We start from the raw sequence: 12,879 nt of genomic DNA, 5'->3' as shown, positions 1-12,879 counted from the left end.
CATTATTCGGCGAATAGCGCGTCGACGAATTTCCGCGCATCGAAATCCTGCAAATCGTCGATGCCCTCACCGATCCCGATGAATCGTATCGGCAGCCCGAACTGCTTGGCCAGGGCGAAAATGACGCCGCCCTTGGCGGTGCCGTCGAGCTTGGTGAGCGCGATGCCCGTCAGGCCGACCGCCTCGTTGAACAGTTTGGCTTGTGAAATCGCGTTCTGTCCGGTGCCGGCGTCGAGCACCAGGAGCACTTCGTGCGGCGCGGTTTCGTCCAGCCTGCCCATGATGCGCTTGATCTTGCTCAGCTCCTCCATGAGATTCGATTTGGTATGGAGGCGGCCCGCCGTATCGGCGATCAGCACGTCGACGCCCCGCGCCTGAGCCGCCTGCACCGCGTCGTAGATGACCGAAGCCGAATCGGCCCCGGTATGCTGGGCGACGACCTGGACGTTATTCCGCTCGCCCCAGGTCTGCAACTGTTCGACCGCAGCGGCCCGGAAAGTATCGCCGGCCGCCAGCATGACGCTGTGGCCCTGGTTTTGAAGGCGTTTCGCGAGCTTGCCGATGGTCGTGGTCTTGCCCACGCCGTTCACGCCCACGACCAGGATCACGAACGGCCGAGTTTCGGCCGGAATGTCCAGCGGAAAGCTGACCGGCCGCAGGACGTCGTACAGATAATCGCGGAGGCTGGCCGACAAGCTTCCTGCTTCCTCCAATTGATGCCGCTCCAGGCTTTCCGTCAGATGCCGAATGATATCCTGAGTCGCCGCTACGCCGACGTCGGCCATGAGAAGCTGGGACTCGATATCTTCCAGAACGTCCTGATCGATGGCTTTCTTGCCTAGCGCCAGCGACCCGAGAAAGCCGGTGAGCCCGCTACGGGTTTTGCCCAACTGGCTTTTAAGCCGGACGAACATGCCTTCCGGCGTGGGCCGCACCGGCACCTCTACGGCGGGAATCTGCGGAACGACCGGCGGCGGGACCTCGGCAGGCAAAGCGGCACCGGCACGCTCCACGGCTTCCTCGCGCGCGGGCGCTTCCGCCTCGGTGCGGCGCGGCTCACGGAGGTACAAATAAACATGGACCAGATTCAGCCAAAGCAGCGCGGCGACCGCGTGGTGCGCGACCGCCGCGGCGAGCGGCAAGCGCAGCAGAACCGTCGCGATTCCAAGGCTGATCTCCGCCAGCAGCAAAAAGCTCAGCAGCACGCCGGGCTTGCTCAGGCGAGGAACCTTGCGATTCGAAGTAATCGCAAAAGCCAGCACGCTGAGAACCAGAAACACAGCGACGGCTCCGATTCGGTGCGCCCAATGAATGGCAACACGCGCATCCGGAGGCAGTACGCCTCGCTGGTAATCCGGACCGATCCCCCGCCAAAGCCTGAAACCCTCGGCGTAATCCGCATCCGGCCAATACGCGCCCATGCACGTGGGGAAGTCCGGGCAGGACAGCGCGGCGTAATTGGACGACGTCCAACCGCCCAGAAAAATCTGGGCAAACAGCAAAAGCAAGGCAAGCGCGCTAAATCGGCGCAACCACGGCGCGTCTCCGACCGGCGGCGTCTGCGGTCTGACCGTGAAAAACAGCCAGTACAGCAAGGCCAGCGTGAGCACCCCGGCCAGCAGGTGGGCCGTGACGATCACGGGCATGACCCGGAACTTCACGGTCCACATGCCGAGCAGCGCCTGCCCCACAACCAGGGCGAGCGTGGCATAAGTCAATGCGATCGCCCTGCCCCGGTTCTCGCGCACCCGGAACACCAGGCCCGCCAGTACCAGTACGGAAACCCCCAAACCCCCGGCCAGATAGCGGTGAATCATTTCCTTCCACGCCTTGGCCGCATCGAACGGCGCCTGCCGCAAGGCCTCCGCGGTTTCGGGCTGTTCCACGATCATCTTGCCGTAGCAGCCGGGCCAGTCCGGACATCCGAGTCCCGCGCCCGAAATACGGACGTAGGCACCCATCGCCATGACGCAGAAGGCCAGTATCAGGGAAAAAAGCGTTAAGTTTCTGAACATAGTCCTACTTTGTTATTGTCGTATCGAGGTTCGAGCGCGCTGCTCCGCAACGATCGGAGCTCCCGCTCCCGCAAAGGTCGGCAATCCCTAGCCGACGCAGACGGCTGCTCGCCCCGTCACGGCGGGAAATAATTCCCGATCCACGGCAGCCTCGAGCCCTGCGCCGAATCGAAAAATGCCCTAAAAGCGCCGGCATCCGATTCAACCGATCTGCGACGCGCGAAGGAGATGTTTCAAATCCTTGAGCATGCCGTAGGGATCGAAACCGGAGTCATACCACAGCGCCGCGTTCCCGAACGGATCCAGGAGAATCACCATATCATCGGCGATAGGCTTTCCGAGCGCCGCCGCCAATTTCTTCGGCAGAGCCTCGCCGGACAGGGCCACCAGGAGAGTTTCATCGTCATTCAGCACGGCAGCGAGATCGGTGACGGCCGTGTCGTCCGCCACCAGCATTAAACGGCGCACCCGCGGAATCTCCTTGTTCAGCATGAGCCGGATCTGCTTGGTCTTATGCAGCGTCTCGGCGCAGCGCTCGGCACACTTGTCCGAAATCAGGTGCAGCATCACCCAGCGCCCCTTGATCTCCGACAAGAGCTCATTTCCGCCGACGGGGTGCGCAAGCAGCTCACCGTAATCGATAGGAGTCGGAGGCTGGATCAGGCTGCCGTAATTGCTGCGCTTGGTGATCAACTGGGGATTCTTGGCGTAGTACCACGCCAGCCCGAAAGGAATAATGGCGATCAGTGCGATAAAAATGATCAGGGCGCGATTTCGCCACAAGGAGTTGTTTGGAACGGACATGGGAAGAATGAATTAAAAAAATCGGGAATTAGGATGATTTGATGCCGTGGCGAACATACAACACCAGGGCGACTAAAGCGAACAGAAACCATTGCAGCGCATACCCCTGGTTTTTCCCGGGGTCGAGCCGGGCCTGCTTCCAATCCCGGATGTAAGCTTCCGCAACCGTCTCATCCGCCAGAACCTGATAGGGAAGGACCGCATAGCCAAGCCGCTCGCCGATGCGCGCCGGGTCCACGAGCTGAACTACGGCCGGCCAGCCGGGCCCGGGTGTTTCCGCGCCCTCCAGTTTTAAACCGACGCCCGGAAACCGCTCCACCGTGCCTGTGACTTGCACGTTCCGGTGACGAATCTCCAGATCCGGCCGTTCGTCCCGGCTTGCGCCCAAAGGTATCCAGCCGCGGTTCACCAGAACCGCGGTCTCGACTCCCGCAATTCGCAAGGGCGTCAAGACCTGATACCCGGGACTCTGCCGGTGGACTTGATTGTCCAGCAGAAACTGATGCTCCACATCGTATTCGCCGGAAACGATGACTCGGCGGTATCGAATATCTTCCAGGTTCGGTTCCTCGGCCCCCAGAGTCAACGGCTCGTCTTGCATCCGCTGCTGATGCAATGCCATCAAGCCTTTCTTTTCGTCTGCTCGATGCAGTTGCCAAAGCCCTAGCAAAATGAACAGGGAAATGGCCAGGCTCGTTATCAGCGAAGCGGTCAGCCCCGGTTTGAAGCTATAATCACGCAATCGTCACCTCTGAGTGAAAGATCCGGTCACCAAGCCACCTCAAACAACAAGACACTCTATTCGTGAAAGTCCTCATCATCTTGCTCCTGCTGATCATCATCGGAAGCCTCGGGACGGCCTTGGTATATCTGGTCAAAGACCGCACCCGCTCTCCCCGCACGGTCAAAGCCTTGACGATCCGTATCGGATTGTCCATCGCCTTGTTCATTTTATTGCTTCTGGCCTACAGCTTCGGCCTGCTGCAGCCGCACGGACTCCCAAAAGTCCAGAGTCCGCCGCCTCAGGAAAATCCAGGACCGCAACCTTGACCGAAAAGCGTCTGTACGGAGTGCTGTTTGCGCGCCGCAATCAGTCTCGCTTCCCTTCCAAAAACACTATGATACCCGGCGCGGGCATGAATTGAGCGGGGGAATTTACGGTTCGTGCATAAACGGGGCGAGTTCGGGGATCAAGGCTAGTGGTTGCCATGGCCGTACCGTCTGCGGAGCGGAAGTCCTTGGCGTCTTCGGCCAGGATGGATCGACTCAAGCCTTCGTAGCTACCGTCTTGAAAATCAAAATGCAAGCCACAGGCCGGGCGGCGAAATGTCGCGAAGGAATTCGCGACCTACAGCGGCCCGGTCGTAGGTCGGCAATCCCTTGCCGACGAAAGCGTTTGGTCGGGGCGTGTGACTGCGGAGCGGAAGCCGTTGGAGCGTTCGGCCAGGGTAGATCGACTCAAACCTTCGTAGGTCGGCAATCCTTTGCCGACGAACCCGTTGGCCCGACGGCTAATCTTTGTTTTTGATTTCAAACACGATCTCAGGGCCTGCGACTTTGGCCTTCGCATATTCAGTATCGCGACGAGTTCACGCTGGGCGTCGGAATCATCAGCTCCGATGAAGGGGAGTAGCTGGTCCGGTTGAGGCTGTTATTGGACCGGCTGAATACATTCAATCTTGTTTCGTTTCCGTGTTTTCGCCTTTTTTTCCCTCAACCAGCCCATAAATGTATCCTCCCAGCACAACTACAACGATAAAAACCGGAATGACAGCGTAGTCTGTTGCAAAGTACAACCAAGCAAGGCCCGCAGCAATAAACATGAAGAATGCTATTATCTGCCCCAGCATATCAGCCAAAAGGCCTCGAGCACTATCGATCAGCCATTTGATGAATCTGTTCATCTACAAACGCCCTTCAGATTAATGTTTTCCGGTCGTGAACAAAACTCCTTGATTGGGTAGGACCTGGTCCCACTTGAGTTAGTGACATCACTTCCGAAAGCCCTGCTTCGACATTTTCCAGAAGTCTGTTTTCCCCTCGGTGAGTGGTACGCCGCTATCGCGGCGGTAGCCATCAGGCAAGTGTTCCGGACGCCCTGTCAAAACAGACTGAATTACCGCTTCGAGGGTTTTGGGCCCCTTGGTGATCGCTTTGATCGCTGCGCCGTAGCTAGCAATGCCTAAGTTGGTAGCACCTACGGCGAATTTCTCAAACTTGGAAAGACGCTTGTTACCAAGACGCCCGCCCATGCTTGCGTAGTGAGTGAATCCCCCGCCAACCAGTCTCCCGACAATATCTGCTTTCCTATGTTTCAGATTGTATCTGACGATGTCTGAGAACAGGGGCATAGCTTCGCCTTTCAATCCCGCCCACGCCTCATCCCGAAGCGGTTGACTGAGCTGCCATAAGACACTGGCGCGCGTGCTCGCCATAGACCGGTAGCGATGTCCCCATATCCCCATTTGCATGGTCAACTGAAAAATGCCAATCCACCATGTGATCGGAGGTTATAGGCGCCCTTTATGAAACGGCCCCATGCAGTCTCGTTGCCTTCCGCAAATGTCGCTGTAAATCCGGTGAATTCGTTCGGACGAGCATTTTCTAACGCTTCGATAAAGGCCTGAACATCGTCCTTTTCAGAAAGGCCAAGGTTGAGTGACGACACGAATTAAACCTCCCCTACATCTTGTGATGATACTTGATTAAGCCCAACTCAGTTTTCAGCCGCGCGGCAAGCGCCGTTTCGGTGCAGCTCTCAAAAGTGACTCCGTGTTCGACGCACAAAGTACAAAGTGTACCCCCAAAAGCTACAGCGATCTCTTCGGTCAACGCCAAGAATACCGCCACGTGCTCATGTCAGTGCTCGCTGAGCAGTAATTGGGCTAACTGCACAGTGAGCCGGGGCGGTTCCGTTCCCGGCTCGATGAGCAGCGCGATTTGGCCTTGCAATACCCACAAAAATCCGGGAGCCTGAAAGAATTGCCGTGCGGTTTCAGGACTGAGGATGGTTAGTAAGAATGCATGTCACGGAAATCCCCGGAACCTGGCGATCAGCTACTCACCCAAAGGCGGCGACGTGAGTGTCTGTACGTCGGCCGCGCTCGCGGTCACACTCTCTCGGTTTCGACAGAAGAAGCTGACGCTGCCTATTATGGTCAGCGCCTCGGCCAACAAAGCCGCTATTTGATCGAGTACACCGCCAATCAAGCGCTGGCGGCTGCTATCTCCTTCCGACTAATGCAATCCGATGCAGCGCGCGTGGTACCGCGCCAAGTTGCCAATGCGTACCAGTTCGATCGTCGCACATGTAGCGCGTGGTGGTCATCACAGCCGTTTTGATTGATCGGTTTCTGCTAACACAGCGCAACGCCAGTTAACCCGATTGCCGTTTCTGAATTCATCGGTGATAAGACACCACCCGCTCGACTTCCGCCTTTGATCCCAAAATCACGGGAACGCGCTGGTGGATGCCGTTAGGCTCGATGTCCAAAATCCGCCGGCGGCCGGTGGAACTTGCCCCGCCCGCCTGCTCCACAATGAAGCTCATCGGATTGGCTTCGTACATCAAACGCAGTCTTCCCGGTTTGTTGACGTCACGGGTGTCATAGGGATACATGAAAATGCCGCCCCGCGTCAGAATGCGGTAAACCTCCGCAACCATGGACGCCACCCAGCGCATGTTGAAATTCTTCTCCCGGCCGCCGTCCTTGCCTTTCAGGCATTCGTCGATATAACGCCTGACCGGCTCTTCCCAGTAGCGCTGATTCGACATATTGACGGCAAATTCGCTGGTTTCCTCGGGAATCCGCATATTGGGGTGGGTCAAAACGAACTCTCCGACATCCCGGTCCAGGGTAAAACCGTTTACCCCGTTTCCGGTCGTCAAAACCATCAGGGTCGTCGGTCCGTAGGTACAGAAACCCGCTGCCACCTGCTGGGTGCCGGGCTGGAGAAAGTCGGCCTCGGTCGGGTTGTCCCGCCCTTCCGGCGCGCGAAGAATGGAGAAAATCGTACCCACCGTCAGGTTGATATCGATATTGGAGGACCCGTCCAGGGGATCGAAGCAAATCAGGTATTTTCCTTTGGCATGAGCCGGCGGGATCGGGATGATTTCGTCGTTTTCCTCGGACGCCATCGCCGCCAGGTGTCCGGTCCACTCCAGCGATCTGATGAAAAGATCATTGGCGATCACATCCAGTTTCTTCTGTGCTTCACCCTGGATGTTTTCCGAACCCGCGATTCCGAGATTGCCGGCTAGCGCGCCGCGATTCACCTCGTGCGCAATGGCTTTGCAGGCAGTCGCGATATCGCTGAGCAACATGGTGAACTCGCCCGTGGCGTTCGGGCTCTTGCGCTGTTCGTGGATGAGAAAGCGCGTCAAATAATCGCCGTTCATGTTTTCTCCTTCATGGCGAAAAAGGCAGGAGCCGACAGCCCCGAACGGCGGCCCGCCGTTAAACGGCCCCGACTCGGGCGATCTTCAGGGCGTTGGTTCCGCCGCGCACGCCGGTAAGATCACCTTTGGTGAGGATGACCAGGTCACCCGGCTTGACCAGATCGCGGCTCAGGAATTCGTTGATGATCTCCCGGTTCAGCACCGCGTGGTCGGAAGTCGTGCTGTAGAAGCTGATGGGATAAACGCCGCGGTAAAGTGTCACTTTGCGGCAGGTTTTTTCGTGCCGGGTCAAGGCGTAAATCGGGATGCCGGAACTGATGCGCGACATCCACAGCGGGGTCGAGCCCGATTCGGTCTGCGCGCCGATCGCCTTAACCGGCAAATGATTGGCGATATACATCGCGGCCATCGCGATAGCCTCGTCGATGTAGTCGAACGTCTCGTCGATGCGGTGAGTGGATTGCCGGAGCCGCGGGTGCAGCTCGGCCTCCTTGCAGATCCTGGCCATCGCCGCGATCGCCTTGTCCGGAAATTTGCCGCTGGCGGTTTCGGCGGAAAGCATGACGGCATCGGTACCGTCGATCACCGCGTTGGCCACGTCGAACACCTCCGCGCGCGTCGGCATTGGGCTGTGGATCATGGACTCCATCATTTGCGTCGCGGTAATGACCGCACGATCCCGGCTTCGCGCCAGCTTGATCAGGTCTTTCTGCACCCACGGCAACTGGGCGTCGCCGATTTCCACCCCGAGATCGCCGCGCGCCACCATGATGGCGTCCGACGCATCGACGATGGACTCGATCACGCCCGGCTCCAGGGCCTCGGCGCGCTCGATCTTGGCCACGATCCCCGCCTCTCCTCCTGCGGCGCGCAGCAAGTCCCGCGCTTCCCGGATGTCCGCCGCGGACCTGGGAAAGGATACGGCGAGGTAATCGGCATCGATTTCGGCGGCCGTCCGGATGTCCGCCTTGTCCTTGTCGGTCAAGGCGGCGGCGGATAAACCGCCACCCTGCTTGTTGATGCCCTTGTGGTTGGACAGTTCGCCCCCGAGGACCACCCGGCAGACGATCCGCGTGCCTTCTATCCGGTCGACGCCCAGTTCGATGCGACCGTCGTCCAGCAACAGAACGTCACCCGGCTTCACATCCTTGGGGAGATCGGAATAAAGGCACCCGACCTGGTTTTCGTCGCCCTGGTCGGGAGGGAAAGAGGTATCGAGATCGAAGCGCGCGTTTTCCCGAAGATGAACTTTTCCGTCCCCACTGAAGCGCGCGATGCGGATTTTGGGTCCCTGCAAATCGACCAGAATGCCGACATGCCGGTCCAGCCCGCGGCTGATCGCCTTTACCGCCTCCGCGCGCTTTTTATGTGTTTCGGCATCGCCATGAGAGAAATTGAGCCGGACGACATCGACGCCCGCTCTAATGGCTCGCTCCAAAATGGCAGGGTCGTCCGTTGCCGGTCCCAGAGTCGCTACGATCTTGGTTCGTCTCATTGAAACTATCGTTCCTGTTCAGCTTGCTTCCATCAAAGCGACCGTGACATCCAACATACGATTGGAGAAGCCCCACTCGTTGTCGTACCAGGCCAGTACCTTGACCAAATTGCCCTGCATGACCTTGGTGAGAGTGGCCTCGTAAACCGAGGAGCGGGCATCGTGATTGAAATCCATGGATACCAAAGGCAGGTCGTTATAGCCGAGAACGCCCTGCAACGGACCCTCCGAAGCCTTGCGCATGATATCGTGAATCTCGTCCTTGCTGGTCTTGCGCGAGGCGACGAAAGTGAGATCGACCAGCGAAACGTTGATGGTCGGAACTCGAATCGCAAAGCCGTCCAAGCGACCGGCCAATTCGGGCAACACCAATCCGACCGCCGCGGCGGCACCGGTCTTGGTGGGAATCATCGATTGCGTGGCGGCTCGGGCGCGGCGCAGATCCTTGTGGTAAACGTCGGTCAGCACCTGATCGTTGGTGTAGGAATGAATGGTGGTCATCAAGCCGTAGGTCACCCCGACCGCGTCGTGCAGGGGCTTGACCAGAGGCGCCAGGCAATTGGTGGTGCACGATGCGTTCGAAATCACCACATCGCTGCTCTTCAATTTGTCGTGATTGACGCCGTAAACGACGGTAGCGTCCACGTCTTCTCCGCCGGGGGCGGAAATGATGACCTTTTTCGCGCCGGCTTCGAGATGGACCGAAGCCTTGGCCTTGGACGTAAAGATACCGGTGCATTCGTGGACCGCATCGACTCCGAGATCTCGCCAGGGCAACTTGGCGGGATCGCGCTCGGCAAACACACGTATCCGGTCTCCGTTGACGACCATGGCGTCTCCGTCCACCGCGATTTCTCCCGGAAATCGTCCATGAACCGTATCGTACTTGGTCAGATGCGCATTGGTATTGGCATCGCCTAGGTCGTTAATCGCTACGATTTGAATCTCTCCCGTTCGATGCGACTCGTATAAAGCCCGCAGGACATTCCGCCCAATACGGCCATATCCATTGATTGCAACCTTTATCGTCATAGTTATTCTCCAAATTCAAAGGGTAACGGTACTGATGAGATGGTCTTTTGTGGTTCTTGACTTGGACTGACCTCGTCCGGACGCGTTCACGCTGGCACTTGGAACGGAGAGTGAGAGCTGGACTCGACATGCCGGGTTTTCCACAAATTCCGTGCTAGAAGAAGTGGGACGCCAGCAGTGCTTACATCCCGGCTTTCTTGACAAGTCTGCTTCCGGAATATAGCAAACTCACACTTTGTTATCCAGATGATTGAAACCAGCGCGCCTAAGCGTTAGCGTAAGCCGAACAGAAAGTAAGGTCGGCGAAATGTATACGAAAGAAATCTTTTATCGTACGCGCGAGATCAGGCGGGAAAGACGCAGTTTGGCCGCCGCCGTTTATAACCGGTCGAAAACCCTGCTGTATCGAAGCGGAGAAAAAGCGCTGTTCGTTCCCATCCGGAGCATGCAATATCTGGCCGTGATCGATCCGGAAGAAATCCTCTTTTTGGATGGTGCCGTTTCCCGCAGCAGTATCGTCCTCGCCTGGCAGAATTTTCGGGCTTCCGACCGTAGCGCCCTGAACCAGCCGGTCGTTTATGACGCGGTTTATTACAATCTGGCATCGCTGGATATCATGCCTCGCATACAGAGCGAATTCCCCCGCGCGCTGAAGCAAATGGATGACAAAACGCGCAGCGTGTCAGGGACCGCCGCTCGAATCATACCCTTGAAATAGCAACGAAACGCCCTTCATCTCCACATCGCCGATGACCAACTTTCACGGAAAGCCCGGGCTTCCTCCCGCGGCGCTCAGAGCGCGCGTTCGGCCCGAGGAACTGCCCTTCGAGACTACCGAGGATCTGGAACCCTTTCGCGGCATGCTGGGACAGGACCGGGCACACTCGGCCATTGCCTTCGGCGTTGCCATGGAAAGACCGGGCTACAACATTTATGTGATGGGCGAAGCGGGAACCGGACGCCTTTCCCTGGTGACCCATTACCTCAGGGCACGCGCGCAGGAACGGGCCTCTTCCGGCGATTGGGCCTATATCAACAATTTTGACGACCCGCGCAAGCCTTTAGCTTTGCAGATTCCGCCGGGCCGGGGGAAAACCTTGCTCGCCGATATCGAAACGCTGGTGGACAATCTGCTCGCGACCTTCCCCGCGGCGTTCGAAAATCCCGCTTATCAAAGGCGCAAAACGGACATCGAGCGGGAGGTCAAGCAACGCTACGATCAGGCGATAGACAAGGTCGAAAGGCGCGCGAAAGACCGCAAGATCGCCCTATTCCGAAACGGCGACAGCGTGGTGTTCAGTCCTTTGGTCAATGGCAAGCCCGCCGACGAAGATGACTTCGCCGCCTTGCCGGATAGCGAGAAAGCCGGTTTCCACAGCCATGTCCGGGAACTGGAGGATTACCTTAATGAGCTGCTCTCGGAAATGCCTCAATGGAAGCGCGAAAGCATCAACCGGCAGCGGCAGCTCGATGAATCGACGATCGACGAAGCCATAGAGCCCCTCTTGTCCGGCTTGTACCAGAAATATGCCGAGTTGCCCGCGGTGCTCCAATATTTAGCGGACCTGCGCCGCAGTTTGACGCGGGTGGTCGCCGAGCATCTGGCCGAGGACCACGGCCATGAACCACACGAGGAATCGACGAAACGCGAGATTCTGATAGCGCACTATGCACCCCGTCTATTGGTCAGCCATAGCCCCGATGCGGGCGCACCCGTGGTCTACGAGGCGAACCCCACGCACCCCAACCTGTTCGGCCGCCTCGAATACGTCAGCGAGCAAGGAACCTTGACCACGCATTACCGCTTGATTTACCCGGGCGCGATGCACCTCGCCAATGGCGGCTACCTGGTCGTCGAGGCCGAGAAAATGATCGCCGAGCCTCACGTCTGGCCGACCCTGAAGCGAACACTCAAATCCCGCCACATCAAGATCGAGCTTCCCGCCGAAGAGCAGCCGGCTGTCGCGCCGACACTCGACCCGGAGGTCATTCCGCTGTCGGTCAAACTCGTTCTGGTCGGTTCTCGCGAACTGTACTACGTGCTCCAGTCGATGGATCCCGAATTCACCGAACTGTTTAGAGTACTCGCGGAATTCGACGACAATATCCCCCTCACCCCCGCATCGGTAGTCGATTTCGCACGACTGATCAAGACCCATGCCGAGGCTGACGGGTACAAACCCCTATCGGCGGCCGCCGTTGCCCGCCTGATCGAATTCAGCGCACGGGAAGCCGAACACCGGGAGCACCTTTCCGCACGCGTCCACGACGTGTTCGAACTGGTTGCCGAAGCGGAGCATTTCCGCGGGGAGGACGAAACGATCACCGAGCGGCATATCCAAAAGGCCCTGGCCGCGAAAGAAGAACGCCTCGGACGGGTCAGCCGGCGTCTGTTGGAGGACATGCTCAACGACACCATCCTGATCAACACCGACGGCGATTCAACCGGTAGAATCAACGGCCTCACCATTTTGGAAATCGGCGACGGACGCTTCGGCATACCGGCCCGCATTACCGCCACCATTTATCCCGGCGACCTCGGCATCGTCGACATCGAACGCGAGGCCGAACTGGGCCAGGCCATACACTCCAAAGGGATCATGATCCTGTCGGGGTATCTGGGCCACAAATATGCATCGGAGTTTCCCCTGGCCATTTCCGCCAACATTGCGCTGGAGCAGTCGTATGGTTACGTGGACGGCGACAGCGCCGCCCTCGCCGAAGTCTGCGCCCTGATTTCCGCGCTCACCGGCATTCCGCTGGCGCAGGCCTTCGCCGTTACCGGCTCGATCAATCAATACGGCGAGGTCCAGGCGGTCGGGGGGATCAACGAAAAAATCGAGGGTTTCTTTCGCCTGTGCAGGGCACGAGGGCTGACCGGACGGCAGGGCGTCCTCATCCCGAAGGCCAACATCCGTAACCTGATGCTGAACGAAGATGTGATCGAAGCCGTCCGCCACCGAGCCTTCGCCGTTCATGCCGTGAACACCGTGGATCAAACCCTGGAACTATTGACCGGGCGAAAAGCCGAAGACATCAACCGTCTTGCCGTGGCCAAGCTGCGGCAGATGGCGAGACACGCGGATAGGCGATCCTAAAACCCGCCGGAAAAGGATTTCCGGCCCACAAATACT

At 58.3% G+C, this 12,879-nt stretch carries 12 protein-coding genes; 3 read left to right on the top strand and 9 right to left on the bottom strand.

Going from position 1 to position 12,879, the window contains the following annotated elements:
* Positions 1 to 2: 2 nt before the first annotated feature.
* From ftsY to sS8_RS22085, 3 genes are all read right to left on the bottom strand, one after another.
* Positions 3 to 2,015 (bottom strand): signal recognition particle-docking protein FtsY, encoded by a 2,013-nt coding sequence (ftsY, locus tag sS8_RS22095; RefSeq protein WP_119631656.1) that lies wholly within the window; start codon positions 2,013 to 2,015, stop codon positions 3 to 5.
* 201 nt (positions 2,016 to 2,216) lie between these two features.
* Positions 2,217 to 2,819, bottom strand: a complete 603-nt coding sequence (locus sS8_RS22090; RefSeq protein WP_119631655.1) for a hypothetical protein — start codon at positions 2,817 to 2,819, stop codon at positions 2,217 to 2,219.
* Positions 2,820 to 2,847: 28 nt separating this feature from the next.
* On the bottom strand, positions 2,848 to 3,561 hold the full coding sequence (locus sS8_RS22085; RefSeq protein WP_119631654.1) for an SURF1 family protein: 714 nt from the start codon (positions 3,559 to 3,561) through the stop codon (positions 2,848 to 2,850).
* A gap of 62 nt (positions 3,562 to 3,623) precedes the next feature.
* Between sS8_RS22085 and sS8_RS22080 the strand changes: the two genes are divergently transcribed.
* On the top strand, positions 3,624 to 3,869 hold the full coding sequence (locus sS8_RS22080) for a twin transmembrane helix small protein (protein ID WP_119631653.1): 246 nt from the start codon (positions 3,624 to 3,626) through the stop codon (positions 3,867 to 3,869).
* A gap of 623 nt (positions 3,870 to 4,492) precedes the next feature.
* Here the strand turns inward: sS8_RS22080 and sS8_RS22075 are convergent.
* From sS8_RS22075 to gap, 6 genes are all read right to left on the bottom strand, one after another.
* Positions 4,493 to 4,723, bottom strand: coding sequence for a hypothetical protein (locus tag sS8_RS22075; RefSeq protein ID WP_119631652.1), 231 nt, complete (start codon positions 4,721 to 4,723; stop codon positions 4,493 to 4,495).
* 87 nt (positions 4,724 to 4,810) lie between these two features.
* Positions 4,811 to 5,254, bottom strand: a complete 444-nt coding sequence (locus sS8_RS22070; protein ID WP_145986650.1) for a hypothetical protein — start codon at positions 5,252 to 5,254, stop codon at positions 4,811 to 4,813.
* 38 nt (positions 5,255 to 5,292) lie between these two features.
* The gene (locus tag sS8_RS27800) at positions 5,293 to 5,487 is read right to left on the bottom strand and encodes a hypothetical protein (RefSeq protein ID WP_145986649.1); all 195 of its coding nucleotides are present in this window, start codon (positions 5,485 to 5,487) and stop codon (positions 5,293 to 5,295) included.
* Between the two features lie 732 nt (positions 5,488 to 6,219).
* Entirely contained in the window at positions 6,220 to 7,218 is a 999-nt protein-coding gene (locus sS8_RS22060) for a class 1 fructose-bisphosphatase (protein WP_119631649.1), read from the bottom strand.
* 58 nt (positions 7,219 to 7,276) lie between these two features.
* Positions 7,277 to 8,713: a pyruvate kinase gene (gene pyk / locus sS8_RS22055; protein ID WP_119631648.1), complete on the bottom strand. Its 1,437-nt coding sequence runs from the start codon at positions 8,711 to 8,713 to the stop codon at positions 7,277 to 7,279.
* An 18-nt stretch (positions 8,714 to 8,731) separates the two neighbouring features.
* Positions 8,732 to 9,745: a type I glyceraldehyde-3-phosphate dehydrogenase gene (gene gap, locus sS8_RS22050; protein WP_119631647.1), complete on the bottom strand. Its 1,014-nt coding sequence runs from the start codon at positions 9,743 to 9,745 to the stop codon at positions 8,732 to 8,734.
* 307 nt (positions 9,746 to 10,052) lie between these two features.
* Here gap and sS8_RS22045 point away from each other — a divergent pair, with 307 nt between their 5' ends.
* Both sS8_RS22045 and sS8_RS22040 read left to right on the top strand, forming a co-directional pair.
* Positions 10,053 to 10,463 carry a hypothetical protein gene (locus tag sS8_RS22045; protein WP_119631646.1) on the top strand — a complete coding sequence of 137 codons (411 nt, stop codon included), beginning with the start codon at positions 10,053 to 10,055 and terminating at the stop codon, positions 10,461 to 10,463.
* Between the two features lie 31 nt (positions 10,464 to 10,494).
* Complete coding sequence (locus sS8_RS22040) at positions 10,495 to 12,843, top strand: Lon protease family protein (RefSeq protein ID WP_119631645.1); 2,349 nt, start codon at positions 10,495 to 10,497, stop codon at positions 12,841 to 12,843.
* Positions 12,844 to 12,879: the final 36 nt, after the last annotated feature.

Origin of the sequence: Methylocaldum marinum (assembly GCF_003584645.1) — a bacterium.
Classification (GTDB): domain Bacteria; phylum Pseudomonadota; class Gammaproteobacteria; order Methylococcales; family Methylococcaceae; genus Methylocaldum; species Methylocaldum marinum.
This window is presented reverse-complemented; position numbering and strand designations above follow the sequence as displayed.